The 13,803-nt window shown below is 68.2% G+C and carries 13 protein-coding genes; 9 read left to right on the top strand and 4 right to left on the bottom strand.

Features of this window, described 5'->3' with window-relative positions; translation table 11 throughout:
- Window positions 1–31: 31 nt before the first annotated feature.
- Window positions 32–298: a hypothetical protein gene (locus PKD06_RS08050; RefSeq protein WP_324379312.1), complete on the top strand. Its 267-nt coding sequence runs from the start codon at window positions 32–34 to the stop codon at window positions 296–298.
- Between the two features lies 1 nt (window position 299).
- Here PKD06_RS08050 and PKD06_RS08045 read toward each other — a convergent pair whose 3' ends face one another.
- A complete protein-coding gene (locus PKD06_RS08045) occupies window positions 300–965 on the bottom strand; it encodes a metallophosphoesterase family protein (RefSeq protein WP_324379310.1) in 666 nt (221 codons plus the stop codon).
- 12 nt (window positions 966–977) lie between these two features.
- Entirely contained in the window at window positions 978–2,273 is a 1,296-nt protein-coding gene (locus PKD06_RS08040; RefSeq protein ID WP_324379308.1) for an NAD(P)/FAD-dependent oxidoreductase, read from the bottom strand.
- 68 nt (window positions 2,274–2,341) lie between these two features.
- Here PKD06_RS08040 and PKD06_RS08035 point away from each other — a divergent pair, with 68 nt between their 5' ends.
- The 6 genes from PKD06_RS08035 to ugpC all read left to right on the top strand — a co-directional run bounded on the left by PKD06_RS08035 (window position 2,342) and on the right by ugpC (window position 8,565).
- Entirely contained in the window at window positions 2,342–3,034 is a 693-nt protein-coding gene (locus PKD06_RS08035; RefSeq protein ID WP_324379306.1) for a sulfate transporter family protein, read from the top strand.
- Window positions 3,031–4,239: an FAD-binding oxidoreductase gene (locus PKD06_RS08030; protein WP_324379304.1), complete on the top strand. Its 1,209-nt coding sequence runs from the start codon at window positions 3,031–3,033 to the stop codon at window positions 4,237–4,239. Before PKD06_RS08035 ends, PKD06_RS08030 begins: the two co-directional genes overlap by 4 nt.
- A gap of 91 nt (window positions 4,240–4,330) precedes the next feature.
- The gene (gene ugpB / locus PKD06_RS08025; RefSeq protein ID WP_324379301.1) at window positions 4,331–5,644 is read left to right on the top strand and encodes a sn-glycerol-3-phosphate ABC transporter substrate-binding protein UgpB; all 1,314 of its coding nucleotides are present in this window, start codon (window positions 4,331–4,333) and stop codon (window positions 5,642–5,644) included.
- Complete coding sequence (gene ugpA, locus PKD06_RS08020) at window positions 5,641–6,597, top strand: sn-glycerol-3-phosphate ABC transporter permease UgpA (protein ID WP_324379299.1); 957 nt, start codon at window positions 5,641–5,643, stop codon at window positions 6,595–6,597. Before ugpB ends, ugpA begins: the two co-directional genes overlap by 4 nt.
- Complete coding sequence (gene ugpE / locus PKD06_RS08015) at window positions 6,597–7,448, top strand: sn-glycerol-3-phosphate ABC transporter permease UgpE (protein ID WP_324379298.1); 852 nt, start codon at window positions 6,597–6,599, stop codon at window positions 7,446–7,448. The genes ugpA and ugpE overlap by 1 nt, the downstream gene beginning before the upstream one ends.
- Before the next feature lie 10 nt (window positions 7,449–7,458).
- Window positions 7,459–8,565 carry a sn-glycerol-3-phosphate ABC transporter ATP-binding protein UgpC gene (ugpC, locus tag PKD06_RS08010; protein ID WP_324379297.1) on the top strand — a complete coding sequence of 369 codons (1,107 nt, stop codon included), beginning with the start codon at window positions 7,459–7,461 and terminating at the stop codon, window positions 8,563–8,565.
- On the opposite strand, the gene PKD06_RS08005 is transcribed toward ugpC, so the two are convergent.
- Window positions 8,525–9,319 (bottom strand): TerC family protein, encoded by a 795-nt coding sequence (locus PKD06_RS08005; protein ID WP_324379361.1) that lies wholly within the window; start codon window positions 9,317–9,319, stop codon window positions 8,525–8,527. The two genes, ugpC and PKD06_RS08005, sit on opposite strands and share 41 nt — an antisense overlap.
- 32 nt (window positions 9,320–9,351) lie before the next feature.
- Window positions 9,352–10,266 carry a lipid kinase gene (locus tag PKD06_RS08000; RefSeq protein ID WP_324379359.1) on the bottom strand — a complete coding sequence of 305 codons (915 nt, stop codon included), beginning with the start codon at window positions 10,264–10,266 and terminating at the stop codon, window positions 9,352–9,354.
- Window positions 10,267–10,460: 194 nt separating this feature from the next.
- Here PKD06_RS08000 and PKD06_RS07995 point away from each other — a divergent pair, with 194 nt between their 5' ends.
- Window positions 10,461–13,163 (top strand): [protein-PII] uridylyltransferase, encoded by a 2,703-nt coding sequence (locus PKD06_RS07995; RefSeq protein ID WP_324379296.1) that lies wholly within the window; start codon window positions 10,461–10,463, stop codon window positions 13,161–13,163.
- 119 nt (window positions 13,164–13,282) lie between these two features.
- The coding region (gene grpE / locus PKD06_RS07990) for a nucleotide exchange factor GrpE (RefSeq protein ID WP_324379295.1) at window positions 13,283–13,803 on the top strand (521 nt) is incomplete at its 3' end.

The following is a 13,803-nucleotide window of genomic DNA, read 5'->3' as shown; positions in this document are numbered from 1 at the left end:
CCACCCGTTGAATTCGAGCGGGGGCCTTCACGTGTCGCGTTATAACTGGGCAGCACCTGCGAAGCTCTTCTTCTGGCCCGCCGATGACGGTTCCGAGGAGGAAGCGGTCTATGCGACGCTGGACGACGCCATCCGCGCGGCCGGCGAGGGCGACAACGAGCATGCGTGGATCATCACGCATGACGGCGACATCCTGAACCCGCGCATCATCCAGGCGCTCCGGGAGGAGCTGGCCGAGCGGCGGCGCGGCAAGCGCTCCCGCGCCTTCTCCTTCCTCTCCCGCTCGCGGGCGGCGTAAGTCACGGCGGCTCGGCGGCGAGGAAGGCGGCGGGCCGCTCGCATCCGTCCACGAACATCGCGGCCGTCAGAGGGCCGCCATAAGCGGCGGCGGTGTCGAGATTGACCCGGTGCCGACGCAGATCGGGGCGCCCGTCCTCCTGCGGCGTATGGCCATGCACGACATAGCGGCCGAAATCGTGCTCGGCATCGAGGAACGGGCCCCGGATCCAGAGGCGATCCTCGTCGCGCTGGTCCAGCCGGTCGCGGGTCGGATCGAGGCCCGCATGGACATAGCAGCGCCAGGTATCCTCGAAATAGGTCGGGCACTCCGCAAGCCAGTCGGCCACGTCCTCCGGCAGGTCCCCGGCCGACGGGATGCCGAACGAGACGAGGCATTCGCGCCCCCCGTTCCGCAGCCATAGCTGCTCGGACAAGGTGCCCTGGCGAACCCGCAGGAGCATGTCCTCGTGGTTGCCCTTGAGGCACATGAAGCGGTCGCGGCCTGCCAGCGCCTGCCGCTCCCGCAGAAACGCAATGACCCCCGCACTCGCTGGCCCGCGATCGATATAGTCGCCGAGGCAGATGATCCGGTGGGGATCGCCCCCCGCCATTCGCTCGATCCTGGCCAGGAGATCGACGAGCAGGTCCAGATGGCCGTGGACGTCGCCGATCGCGAAGGTGCGCATCTGCCTCTCGCCTCACATGAGATCCGGCAGATCGGCCGGGCTTGTCTTGAGACGGCGGGCGGCGGCGAGCGCGGCGGCATCGCCCTCCTCCCAGGCGCCCCCGACCGTGCCCCAGAGGCGGACGGAGGTCGCCTCGCCCGCGATCCACAGGCGCTCGCCGATCGGCTCCGCGAGCGTCCGGCGGTCGGGCGCCCTCCCCGGCCTCGCCACCGCCCAGGCCGCCCGCGACCACGAGTCGCGGACCCAGTCGGTGACGCAGGGAATGGCGAGCCCCCGCACGGCATCCCGCCCGAGCCGGGCCGCGAGCCAGTCGCGGGTGAAGGCGGCGAGAGACGAGGCGTCGCGGCCAAGGGCTTCGGCCGTGGCGTGGTCGATCTCGAAATAATGGAGCGGGCCGCCCTCGATCCGCGTCATGAGGCCGTAGCTCGAATCCGGCCCCACGATCTTGACCAGCCGGTCCGCCTCCCGGAACGGAGAGTTCGCCCAATCGAGCACGACATGCTCGTAGGTTCCCGGCAGGAAGGCGGCGATGGCGTCGCGGGCCGGCTCGGGCAAGGCCGGCGCGAACCGGATGCGGTCCTCGGCCAGGAGCGCGATCGGCACGGTCACGATCGCCGCCCTGGCTCGAACCTGGCCTCCCGGACCCTCCAGGGACACGCCCTCCCCCGACCAGTCGATCCGATCGACCGGATGACCGAGAGCGATGGGCAGCCCCTCGGCGAGGCGCGCCAGATAGGCGCCGTAGCCTCCCTTCGCGAACCAGTTGTCGCCGAACTCCTCGCTCGGGAAGTCGTGGGCGCTCACCTCGTCGAGGGGGCGCCCGCTGATCAGCGCAAGGGTCGCGGCGACCGGTTGCCTCCAGCGGCCGAGTTCCGGCAGGACGTCGGCGATGCTCGGGTCTTCCGAAAGGCCGGCGGCCTCGGCGATGGCCGCGCCCGCTGTCTCGAAAGCGTCGAATTGCGCCCTCGCCGTCGCCTCGTCCGCAAGGACGCCCTCGACCACGAGCCCGCCGGAGCGCGGCGCCGGGACGAGAGGCTCGCCGCGCTCGCGCCCCAGGGCGACGAGCGGGTTGAGGTCGCCGGCATGCAGCCAATGGGCGCCGAGATCGAGCGGACGGCCGCCGACCGGAACCGTCACGCAGCGGCCGCCGATCCGGTTGCGAGCCTCGAGGACGGTGCAGGTCAGCCCCTCGGCGAGGCAGCGCCGCGCCGCCGCGATCCCCGCCGCGCCCGCGCCGACGATGGCGACATCGACATCGGACGGCGCCAGCGCGAGGCGGGGGACCTGAACGGGGCGGAGAGCGTTCACCTCTGGCCTATCCTCCCAGTCCCCGCCCCGGCTGCCACGGCGAGGATTTCGCCTTAAACACCGGCTCCATGATTCTGACAGCCGCCTTCGCAGCCATCCGGCAGGTCTTCTCGCCGCCGCTGCGGCAAATCGTCCTGCGCTCGCTCGGACTCACCGTCGTCCTGCTCATCTTCGTCTGGGGCCTCCTGACCAAGGGCCTCGACCTGCTCCTCGCCGCCCATCCTCTCAGCGCGGATTATCCCGTCCTGAACACCTTCGCCTATTTCGCCGGCGGAGCCGGGCTCGTCGTCCTCCTGGTATTCCTCCTGCCGCCCGTTTCCGCGCTCGTCGGCGGCTTCTTTCTCGACGAGGCCGCCGCGATCGTCGAGACGACCGACTTTCCGCAGGACCGGCCGGGCGCACCTCTCTCGACCTGGTCGTCGATCCGCTCCGGTCTGCGCTTCGCCGGACTGTCCCTTCTCCTCAATCTCGCCGCGCTCGCCCTGATCTTCGTGCCGGTCGTGAATGTCACTGCCTTCTTCGCGGTGAACACCTACCTGCTCGGACGGGAATATTTCGAAATGGCGGCCGCCCGGTTCCGGCCGGCCGCCGAGGCGTCCGAACTGCGCCGCCGGAACCGCCTTCCCGTCCTGGCCGGCGGGGCCGTGCTGGCCGGCCTGATGCTGGTTCCCGTCCTGAACCTGCTGACGCCGGTTTTCGGGATCGCCCTCATGGTCCATCTGCACAAGGAGATCGCCCGGCAGCCGGCAGCCCCCCGATGAGCAACCTCGTCGTCATCGCGGGCGGGGCGGCCATGGGCTCCTCCGTCGCGGCCCATCTCCTCGCCGATCCCGACTTCGGCGGGCGCGTGCTCGTCGTCGAGAAGGATCCGAGCTACCGCCTCGCCGGCTCCGCGCTTTCGGCCGCCTCGATCCGCCAGCAATATTCGCAGGCGGTCAATGTGCGCCTCTCGCTTCATGGGTTGGCCTTCCTGCGCGATCCGGGACGGTTCCTTCCCGTGGGTGAGGATCCGCCTGCACTCGGGCTGAGGGAGGGCGGCTATCTCTACCTCGCCGGCACGGAAACCGGCGCCGGCGCCCTGCGTCGGAACAACGCGCTCCAGCGGCAGGAGGGGGCCGAGATCGCCCTCCTCGATGCCGCCGCGCTGGCCGCGCGATTTCCCTGGCTGGAAACCGGGGATCTCCTCCTCGGCTCCCACGGCGTCACCGGGGAAGGCTGGTTCGACGGCTGGGCCCTGCTCCAGCTTCTGAGGGGAGCGGCGCGCCGCCTCGGCGCGACCTTCGTCGCCGACGAGGTCGTGGGCTTTCGGCGGGAGGGAGGGCGCATCTCCGGGGCGGTGCTGAAGGAGAGGGGAGAGGTCCCCTGCCGCGCCCTCGTCGATTGCGCCGGCTCCGGGGGCGCGGCCCTCGCGCGGCTCGCGGGGATCGACATCCCGGTCCGCGCCAAGCGCCGCTCGGTCTTTTCCTTCTCCTCCCGCAATCCCCTCCCCCGCTGCCCGCTCCTGATCGATACGACCGGCGTCTGGATGCGGCCCGACGGCGAGCCCCGGCCCGAGGGGCGGAGCTTCATCGCCGGCTGGTCCCCTCCCGCCGCCGCGGATCCCGACTGGAGCGACGACGACCCCGCGAGCCGGGAGGTCGATTGGGAATTGTTCGAGGAGGTCGTCTGGCCCGCCCTCGCCTCCCGCATCCCCGCCCTCGCCGAGATCAGGCCGGGACGTGCCTGGGCGGGGCCCTACGACATGAACCTCGCCGATCACAACGCCGTGATCGGCCCGGCGCCGGGCCTCGAGAATTTCCACCTCTGCAACGGCTTTTCCGGCCACGGGCTCCAGCATGCGCCGGGGATCGGCCGGGGCCTCGCCGAACTGATCGTCCACGGCCGCTTCCGCACGCTCGATCTCTCGGCGCTCGGATTCCTGAGGATCATCGAGAATCGTCCCTTGGTCGAAGACAACGTCATCTGAAAGACACTTGTCACGACCATGCCGTGTGACCATCGTGCCCGCGCGCGATAAAAGGCCGGCGCCAGGGGCCCGCTCCGGCAGGGAGACATCGATGCGATTGTTACGGATCACCGCGCTCGCGGCGGTTCTCTTCCACGCCACCGCGGCGGCCGCCCAGGTCGAGCTGCAATGGTGGCACTCCATGACGGGCGGCAACAATCAGGTCGTCGTCGAGCTGGCCCGGGAATTCAACGCCTCGCAGAAGGAGTACAAGGTCGTCCCGAGCTACAAGGGCAGCTACCCTGACACCCTGAATGCGGGCATCGCCGCCTTCCGCGCCGGCAATGCGCCGCATATCCTGCAAGTCTTCGAGGTGGGCACGGCGACGATGATGTCGGCGCGCGGCGCGGTGAAGCCGGTCTTCCAGCTCATGGCCGATGCCGGGGAGCCGTTCGATCCGAAGGCGTATCTCCCCGCCGTCACGGGATATTACTCGACCGCCAAGGGGGAGATGCTGTCCCTCCCCTTCAATTCGTCGTCCATGGTGATGTGGATCAACCGCGACGCCTTGAAGAAGGCGGGGCTCAATCCAGACCAGCCGCCGAAGACATGGCCGGAGGTGTTCGAGGCGGCGAAGAAGCTGAAAGCCTCGGGCCATTCGTCCTGCGGTTTCTCGACCGCCTGGGCGACCTGGGCGAATCTGGAGCAGCTTTCCGCCTGGCACAACGTGCCCCTGGCGACGAAGGGGAACGGCCTCGACGGCTTCGACACGGTGCTCCGGTTCAACGGACCCTTGCAGATCCGCCATCTCCAGAACCTCGTCGAGCTGCAGAAGGACAAGGTCTACGACTATTCGGGCCGCACCAATTCCGGCGAGGGACGCTTCACCTCCGGCGAATGCCCGATCTTCCTGACCTCCTCCGGCTTCTATGCGAACGTGAAGGGGAACGCCAAGTTCGACTGGGCCGCCGCGCCCATGCCCTATTATCCCGACGTGCCGGGCGCCCCGCAGAACTCCATCATCGGCGGCGCCTCGCTCTGGGTCATGGGGGGCAAGAGCGCCGCCGAGTACCGGGGCGTGGCGAAGTTCTTCACCTTTCTCTCGGACACGGACCGCCAGGCGAGGCTGCACGAGGAATCGGGCTACCTGCCGATCACCCGCGCCGCCTACGAGAAGGTGAAGGCGTCCGGGTTCTACGCAAAGAACCCCTCCTTCCAGATCGCGCTCGTCGAGATGACGGGCAAGGAGCCGACCGAGAATTCGCGCGGCCTGCGCCTCGGCAACATGGTGCAGTTGCGGGACATCTGGTCTGAGGAGATGGAGGCCGCGCTCGGGGGGCGGAAATCCGCCAAGGCCGCTCTGGACGCGGCGGTGACACGCGGGAACCTGGTGCTGCGGCAATTCGAGCGCACGGCGGGGCGGTGACCGCCCGTACCCCCCGGCCCGGGCCTCCGGCCGGATCCCGCCGGGCGCCTTCTCCGGCGCGGGCCGAAGCCTCGGAGGAGCGGGCCGTCTTCTCCGATCGGGGCCTGCCCTATGCACTGCTGGCGCCTCAGCTCCTCGTCACCCTGATCTTCTTCTACTGGCCCGCGGCCCAGGCGGTCCGGCAATCCTTCCTGATCGAGGACGCCTTCGGCCTGTCCTCGGATTTCGTCTGGTTCGAGAACTACAGGGCCCTCTTCTCCGATCCCTCCTATTACCACGCGCTCGGCACGACCCTCGTCTTCTCGGCCGCCGTCGCCTCGCTCTCGCTGTCGCTCGCGCTGCTGCTCGCCGTCATGGCCGATGCGGAGATCCGCGGCGCGGCGGGCTACCGGACCTTCCTGATCTGGCCCTATGCGGTCGCGCCCGCCATTGCCGGCGTGCTCTGGATCTTCATGCTCGACCCCTCGCTCGGCCTGATCGCCCATGGCCTCGAGGGTCTCGGCATCGACTGGAATCCTCGCCTCAACGGCCTCCAGGCCCTGACGCAGGTCGTCCTGGCCTCGGCCTGGAAGCAGATCTCCTATAACTTCCTGTTTTTCCTCGCTGGCCTGCGGGCGATTCCGCGCAGCGTGATCGAGGCGGCGGCGATGGACGGGGCGCGGGCATGGCGCCGGTTCTGGACCATCACGCTGCCCCTCCTGTCGCCGACCACGTTCTTCCTCGTCGCCGTCAATATCGTCTATGCCTTCTTCGAGACCTTCGGCACGATCGACACCATGACGGGCGGGGGGCCGGCCGGGGCGACGGAGACGCTCGTCTTCAAGGTCTATTCGGACGGCCGGATGGGCGGCGATCTCGGCGGCTCGGCGGCCCAGTCGGTGATCCTGATGCTCTTCGTGATCGGCCTCACCGCGATCCAGTTCCGCTTCGTCGAGCGCAGGGTGGCCTATTGATGGTCGGGCGCCGGGGATTCCTCGCCCGCTCGCTGCCGCATCTCGTGCTTCTCGCGGGCACGGCGATCGTGACCTTTCCGATCTATCTCGCCCTGGTCGGCTCGACGCAGGAGGCATCCGTGATCGCCAACGGGCAGATGAGCCTCCTGCCCGGCCCGGCGGGAGCCGACACCTATTTCCGCACGATCCTCGTCGGGCCGAGCGGCACGACGCGCGAGCCCGTCGGCACCATGCTCCTCAACAGCTTCGTGATGGCGACGCTCATCGCGGCCGGAAAGATCGCCATCTCGATGCTGTCCGCCTTCGCGGTGGTCTATTTCCGCTTTCCCTTCCGGAAGGCGGCGTTCTGGACGATCTTCGTCACGCTGATGCTGCCGGTCGAGGTCCGCATCTTTCCGACCTACAAGGTGGCGGCCGATCTCGGCCTTCTCGACACCATGGCCGGGCTGACCTTGCCGCTGATCGCCTCGGCCACCGCCACCCTCCTCTTCCGCCAGTTCTTCATGACCGTGCCGGAGGAGCTGGTCGAGGCCGCGAAGATCGACGGGGCCGGGCCGATGAGGTTCTTCCGGGACATGCTGGTGCCGCTTTCGCGCACCAACATGGCCGCCCTGTTCGTGATCCTCTTCATCTACGGCTGGAACCAGTATCTCTGGCCGCTCCTGATCACGACGCGCGACGACATGCAGACGATCGCGATCGGCATCCGAAAGATGATCGTGACCACCGATGCGATGACGGAATGGCAGGTCGTGATGGCGACGGCCGTCCTCGCCATGCTGCCGCCGATCCTCGTCGTGGTCGTGATGCAGAAGCTGTTCGTGCGCGGGCTGGTCGAGACCGAGAAGTGACGGCGGGGACATGGCATCCGTCAGCCTGAGCGACATTCGCAAGACCTATCGCGGCTCGGTCGAGGCCGTGCGGGGCGTCTCCCTCGAGGTCCCGGACGGCCGGTTCTGCGTGCTGGTCGGGCCTTCCGGCTGCGGCAAGTCCACCCTGCTGCGGATGATCGCGGGGCTGGAGACGGTCTCGGCCGGGACGGTGAGGATCGGCGGTCGGGTGGTGAACGACGTCGAGCCGGCCGATCGCGACATCGCGATGGTGTTCCAGAACTACGCGCTCTATCCGCATATGAGCGTCTACGACAACATGGCCTACGGCCTGCGCAACCGGGGCACGCCCCGGGCGGAGATCGAGGCGCGGGTGAGGGAGGCGGCCCGCATCCTCGCCATCGAGTCCTTCCTCGACCGCAAGCCCGGGCAGCTCTCGGGCGGCCAGCGCCAGCGCGTCGCCATGGGGCGGGCGATCGTGCGGAAGCCCCGTGTCTTTCTCTTCGACGAGCCCCTGTCCAATCTCGACGCCAAGCTGCGCGTGCAGATGCGGGTCGAGATCAAGCGCCTCCAGCGCTCGCTCGGCGTGACCTCGGTCTATGTCACGCACGACCAGGTCGAGGCGATGACGCTGTCCGACCTCCTCGTCGTCATGAATGCCGGCCGGATCGAGCAGGTCGGCCGGCCGGCCGATCTCTACAGGCGCCCCGCGACCCGCTTCGTGGCGGGATTCCTCGGCTCCCCTTCCATGAACTTCCTGCCGGGCCGGATCGAGGGGCCGGGCCGCGTCCTCGTCGGGGATCGGGCGCTCTCCGTGGCCTCCATGTCCGGCACCGGGCACGGCATGGCGGTCGAGGTGGGCCTGCGCCCGGAGGACCTGCGCCGCGTGCCCGAGGAGGAGGCGCAGCTCCGCCTCGAGGTGGATTTCGTCGAGGAGCTGGGAGCGACGCAGCTCGTCCACGGCACCGTCGCGGGACATGAAGCGACGGTGCAGGTGCCCGCCGGCGAGGCGCCGGCAGGCGGATCAATCGGGCTCGCCGTCGACCCGCAGGCCGTGCATCTCTTCGACATGGCGACCGGGGCGAGCCTGCGCCGGCTCACCGCTCCTTCGCCATCTCCTCCTTCGCCCGCAGCGTGATCGGCGGCGTACCGATCTGCTTCTCCTTGTGGCGGCGCTTGGTGCGCGCCAGCATGTTGAGAGCCTCCACGAGCACCGAGAAGGCCATGGCCGCGTAGATGTACCCCTTGGGCACGTGGAAGCCGAAGCCGTCCGCGATCAGCACCATGCCGATCATCAAGAGGAAGCTGAGCGCGAGCATGACGATGGTCGGGTTCTTCTTGATGAAATTCGCGAGCGGGCCCGCGGCGACGACCATCACCGCGATCGCGAAGACGACCGAGATTATCATGATCGGCAGGTGGGAGGTCATGCCGACCGCCGTGATGATCGAATCGAGCGAGAAGACGAGGTCGATGACGACGATCTGGGCGATCACGCTGGCCATGCCGGCGGGCCTGGGCTCCGCGCCGTGCTCGTCCTCCTCCTCCGGCGTGACGCTTTCGTGGATCTCGACCGTGGACTTGTAGACGAGGAACAGGCCGCCCGCGATCAGGATGATGTCGCGCCAGGAGAAGCCCTTGCCCATCACCTCGAAGACCGGCTTCGTCAGGCCGATGATGACGGTGATGGTGAACAGCAATCCCAGCCGCATGAACAGGGCCAGGCTGAGGCCCACATATCGGGCGAAGGCCCGCCGCTCCACGGGCAGCTTGTTGGAGATGATCGATAGGAAGATGAGGTTGTCGATCCCGAGGACGACCTCCATCACGATCAGCGTGGCGAGCGCAGCCCAGGCTTCGGGCTGGCTGGCGAGTGCCAGGAGCGAATCCATCATCCCCTCTGTCTATGGAAATAATACCGGTGTCATGGTTCGGTCGGAGCAGGCGCGTAGACGCGCACGGCCTTGCGCAGGACGCGGAACCGCACCGGCGTCGCGGTCGTCAACTCCCCGTCCGTATTGACCGAGCGCGTCCGCCTCGTGCGCACCACCAGCGACCTCGCCTTGAAGACCCTGACGTCCTCCTTCGCCAAGAGGGTGCCCCGCTTCAGCGCCGGCACAAGGGCGAGAAGCCGGGACCAGTGCCTGACTTCCAGGCTGTAGACATGGAAGACGCCGTCATCCAGCTCGGCTTCGAGGTCGACCGTCAATCCCCCTCCGTAATAGCGCCCGTTGCCGACGGCAATCTGGATCGTCCTCACCTTCTCGATCGTGTCGTCGTATTCGAGGAAGGCGATGAAGGGCCGGACGCGGCTCAGGAGCTTCGCGCCCGCCAGGGCATATCCCAACACGCCCCAGCGGCGCTTCGCCTCCCCAGTGAGCTCGGCGGCCAGTTCCGCGGAAAAGCCGATGGAGGCGACGTTGAAGAAGGGATGGCCGTTGGCGGTCCCGAGATCGATCGCCCGGACATGCCCCTCGACGATGACGCGGGCGGCGGCAACGGGATCGAAGGCGATCCCGAGCGAGCGGGCGAGGTCGTTGGCCGTCCCGAGCGGGAGGATCCCGAAGGGAATGCGGTTGGCGATGAGGGCGGGCGCCGCGCGATTCATCGTGCCGTCGCCGCCGCCCAGGATCAAGCAGTCGATCTCGCCGCGACGGCCGGCGACGAAGGCCGAGAGATCGCCGGGCGCCGGCATGGGCGCCTCCTCGACCGCGAGGCCGCCGTCCCGAAGCGTCTCGATCGCCGCCTCGACCGGACAAGCGCCGTTGCGCGCGCGCCGGTTGACGAGCAGCAAGGCCCGTCGCGCGGAACCCTCACCACGCGGGTCGCTCTTCTCGATCGCCCGCTCCAAAAGGGGAACCCCGCTTTCTCGCCGCGCATTGGCAGCCGTCGCCGATAGGGCTTAGGTGGAGACGCCGCGGAAAGTTGCAACCCGGACATGACCGTAAAACCGCCATCCATCGTCGCAAGACCGCTTCCCGAAGCAGCCGGGAGTTTCCCGGCCCGTCAGCCGAAGAGTGGTCCCGTCACGCCATGAGCGCCGTCACAGCCTCCCGCCCCGAGGGCACCGGCATTCCCGATTTCAGGGCCGGGCTCGTCGCGGAATTGCGCGAGAAGCTCGAGAAGAGCCGGGCGGCGGCCGAATCCCTCCTGATCAAGTCGGGCAGCGGCCTCGCCTGCGCGCGCGCGCTCGCCGAGGGCATGGATGAGGCAATCGCCCATGCCTATGGGCGGGCGATGGGCGAGCTTCGCAGCCCCGCCGCAGCCGGGGCGGATCAGGTCCTCACCGTGGTCGCGACGGGAGGCTACGGGCGCGGAACCATGGCGCCCGGCTCGGATGTCGATCTCCTCTTCCTGATGCCGAAGCGGGCGAACCCCTATTCCACCCCGGTCGCGGAGGAGATCCTCTATGCCCTGTGGGATCTGAAGCTGAAGGTCGGGCACGCGGTCCGCACGGTCGATGAGTGCATCAAGGAGGCCAAGGCGGACATGACGATCCGCACGGCGGTCCTGGAGGCGCGCTTCATCGTCGGGGACCGACGCGCCTTCGACGACCTCCAGTCGCGCTTCGCCAAGGAGGTGGTGAAGGGATCTGCTTCCCAGTTCGTCGAGGCGAAGCTCCGGGAGCGCGAGAACCGCGTCGCCCGCGCCGGAAACTCGCGCTACCTCGTCGAGCCCAACGTCAAGGACGGCAAGGGGGGCCTGCGCGACCTCAACACCCTCTTCTGGATCGCCAAATACGTCTACAAGGCGGACACGGCCGAGGAATGCGTCGCCGCGGGCCTCTTCACGCCCGACGAGGCGCAGGTCTTCGTGCGCTGCGAGGAATTCCTCTGGCGTGTGCGCTGCCACCTCCATTTCCTGACGGGGCGCGCCGAGGAGCGGCTGAGCTTCGACACCCAGCGCGCCGTCGCCCAGCGGCTCGGCTACAAGGCCCGCACGGGCCTCCTGGGCGTCGAGCGCTTCATGAAGGCGTATTTCTCGATCGCCAAGCAGGTCGGGGACCTGACGGCCATCGTCTGCGCCGGGCTGGAGGCGCGCCACGCCAAGAAGCGCCCGGTGCTCGACCGCGTCTTCGGCTCGCTGAGGCGGCGGCGGGGCGGCCTCGATTCGCCTGATTTCCGCATCGACAACGACCGCATCACCCTGGCCCGGCTGGACGCCTTCCAGCGGGACCCCGTGAACCTCTTGCGAGTCTTCTGGCTGGCGGACCAGCACAACCTGCCGATCCATCCCGATGCGAGCCGCCTCGTCACCCGCTCGCTCGGGCTGGTCGGGCCCTCGCTCCGTTCGGATAGCGAGGCCAACAGGCTCTTCATGGACATCCTGACCTCGCGCAACGCGCCCGAGGTCGTCCTGCGCCGGATGAACGAGACGGGATTGCTCGGCCGCTTCGTGCCCGATTTCGGGCGCGTCGTCTCGATGATGCAGTTCAACATGTATCATCACTATACGGTCGACGAGCATCTGATCCGCTCGATCGGCGTCCTCGCCGAGATCGACGCGCAGCGCCTCGAAAGCGAGCATCCGCTCGCGAACAAGATCGTCCACACCATCCGGCGCCGGCGGGCGCTCTACGTGGCCATGCTCCTGCACGACATCGCCAAGGGACGCCTCGAGGACCACTCGATCGCCGGCGAGCAGATCGCGCTCAAGCTCGGCCCACGCTTCGGCCTCGACAAGACGGAAGTCGAGCTGGTTGCCTGGCTCGTCAAGCATCATCTTCTCATGTCGACGATAGCCCAGAGCCGCGACCTGTCGGACCCCAAGACGATCTCGGCCTTCGCCGAGGTCGTGCAGACGATGGAGCGCCTGAAGATGCTCCTCATCCTCACCATCGCCGACATCAAGGCGGTCGGCCCGGGCGTGTGGACGGGCTGGAAGGGCGAGTTGCTTCGTACCCTCTACGGCGAGACCGAGGCCGTCCTCACTGGCGGGGAATCCGACCGCTTCCGCCCGAGCCGGATCGAGGCGATCCATCACGACCTCAGGCAATCCCTGCCCGACTGGAGCGACGACGAATTCGACGCCTATACCGCCCGCTTCTATCCCGCCTACTGGCTGAAGACCGTGCCGGAGCGGCAGGTCAAGCATGCCCGGTTCATCCGCGCCATGGAGCGGGAGCACAAGACGGTCGGGACCTCCGTCGAGACCGACGTCTTCCGCGGCGTGACGGAACTGACCATCGTCTCGCCCGACCATCCCCGGCTGCTTGCGATCATCACGGGGGCCTGCGCCGCGGCGGGCGGCAATATCGTGGACGCCCAGATCTTCACCTCGGCCGATGGGACGGCGCTCGACACCATCTTCCTGTCGCGCGCCTTCGAGCGGGACGAGGACGAGGTCCGGCGCGCGACCCGCGTCGCGAACGCCGTCGAGGGAGCCTTGCGGAGCGAAGTGCGGATCGCCGACCTCGTGGCGGGCCGCAAGGGCGCCAAGAAGGTGCCGAAGGCTTTCGTGGTGCCCTCCGAGGTCGTGATCGACAACGAATTGTCCTCGCGCCACACGGTCATCGAGGTGAGCGGCCTCGACCGGCCGGGGCTTCTCTACGAGCTGACCACCGCCCTCGGCCAGATGAACCTCAATATCGCCTCGGCCCATATCGCGACCTTCGGCGAGCGCGCGGCCGACGTGTTCTACGTCACCGACCTTCTGGGCACGAAGATCACGCAGGGCTCGCGCCAGAGCGCGATCAAGCGCGGCCTCAAGCCCATCCTGGACGGTGCCCGTGCCTGATCCATCCTCTTGATCGGGCAGCGGGAAGCCTCGATATGAGGGCGCTCGGAGCCCTCTTGGACATTCGGCGAACCGATCCGCTCGGGATGCCCGGACGGATTCTCAGACGAAGGTGAGACATGACGAGCAACGGTGACGCCCGGGACATTCCCCCGAACGCCACGGACAATGCCCACGATCCCGCGACCGCTCCGGGGCAGGACGAAGCCGCGAGGGCGGATTCCATCGCGGCGCTCGAAGCCGAGAAGACGGATCTCAAGGACCGCCTGATGCGCTCCCTGGCGGAGATGGAGAACCTGCGCCGGCGCACCGACCGCGAGATCAAGGACGCCAAGGCCTATGCGATCACGGGCTTCGCCCGGGACATGCTGAACGTCGCCGACAACATTCACCGGGCGCTCGACAGCGCCCGCAAGGCGGAGAATGCCGACAGCCCCGGCGTGAAGGCGCTCATCGAGGGCGTGGAACTGACCGAGCGCGACCTCCTCGCGACCCTCGCCCGGCACGGCGTCAAGCTTCTCACGCCCGAGGGGCAGAAATTCGATCCGAATTTCCACCAGGCCATGTTCGAGGTGCCGACGGAGGAAGTGCCGGGCGGCACCGTCGTCCAGGTCGTCCAGAAGGGATATGCGATCGGCGA

It is taken from the genome of Enterovirga sp., from assembly GCF_035325185.1.
Taxonomy (GTDB): Bacteria; Pseudomonadota; Alphaproteobacteria; order Rhizobiales; family Beijerinckiaceae; genus Enterovirga.
The sequence above is the reverse complement of the archived record's forward strand: the minus strand, read 5'-3'. Positions and strand labels throughout refer to the sequence as shown.

Coding starts and splice junctions, on each gene's coding strand:
- ugpB (WP_324379301.1), top strand. CDS start 4,331: ATGCGATTGTTACGGATCACCGCGCTCGCGGCGGTTCTCTTCCACGCC.
- ugpC (WP_324379297.1), top strand. CDS start 7,459: ATGGCATCCGTCAGCCTGAGCGACATTCGCAAGACCTATCGCGGCTCG.
- PKD06_RS08005 (WP_324379361.1), bottom strand. CDS start 9,319: ATGGATTCGCTCCTGGCACTCGCCAGCCAGCCCGAAGCCTGGGCTGCG.
- PKD06_RS07995 (WP_324379296.1), top strand. CDS start 10,461: ATGAGCGCCGTCACAGCCTCCCGCCCCGAGGGCACCGGCATTCCCGAT.
- PKD06_RS08045 (WP_324379310.1), bottom strand. CDS start 965: ATGCGCACCTTCGCGATCGGCGACGTCCACGGCCATCTGGACCTGCTC.
- PKD06_RS08030 (WP_324379304.1), top strand. CDS start 3,031: ATGAGCAACCTCGTCGTCATCGCGGGCGGGGCGGCCATGGGCTCCTCC.
- ugpE (WP_324379298.1), top strand. CDS start 6,597: ATGGTCGGGCGCCGGGGATTCCTCGCCCGCTCGCTGCCGCATCTCGTG.
- PKD06_RS08035 (WP_324379306.1), top strand. CDS start 2,342: ATGATTCTGACAGCCGCCTTCGCAGCCATCCGGCAGGTCTTCTCGCCG.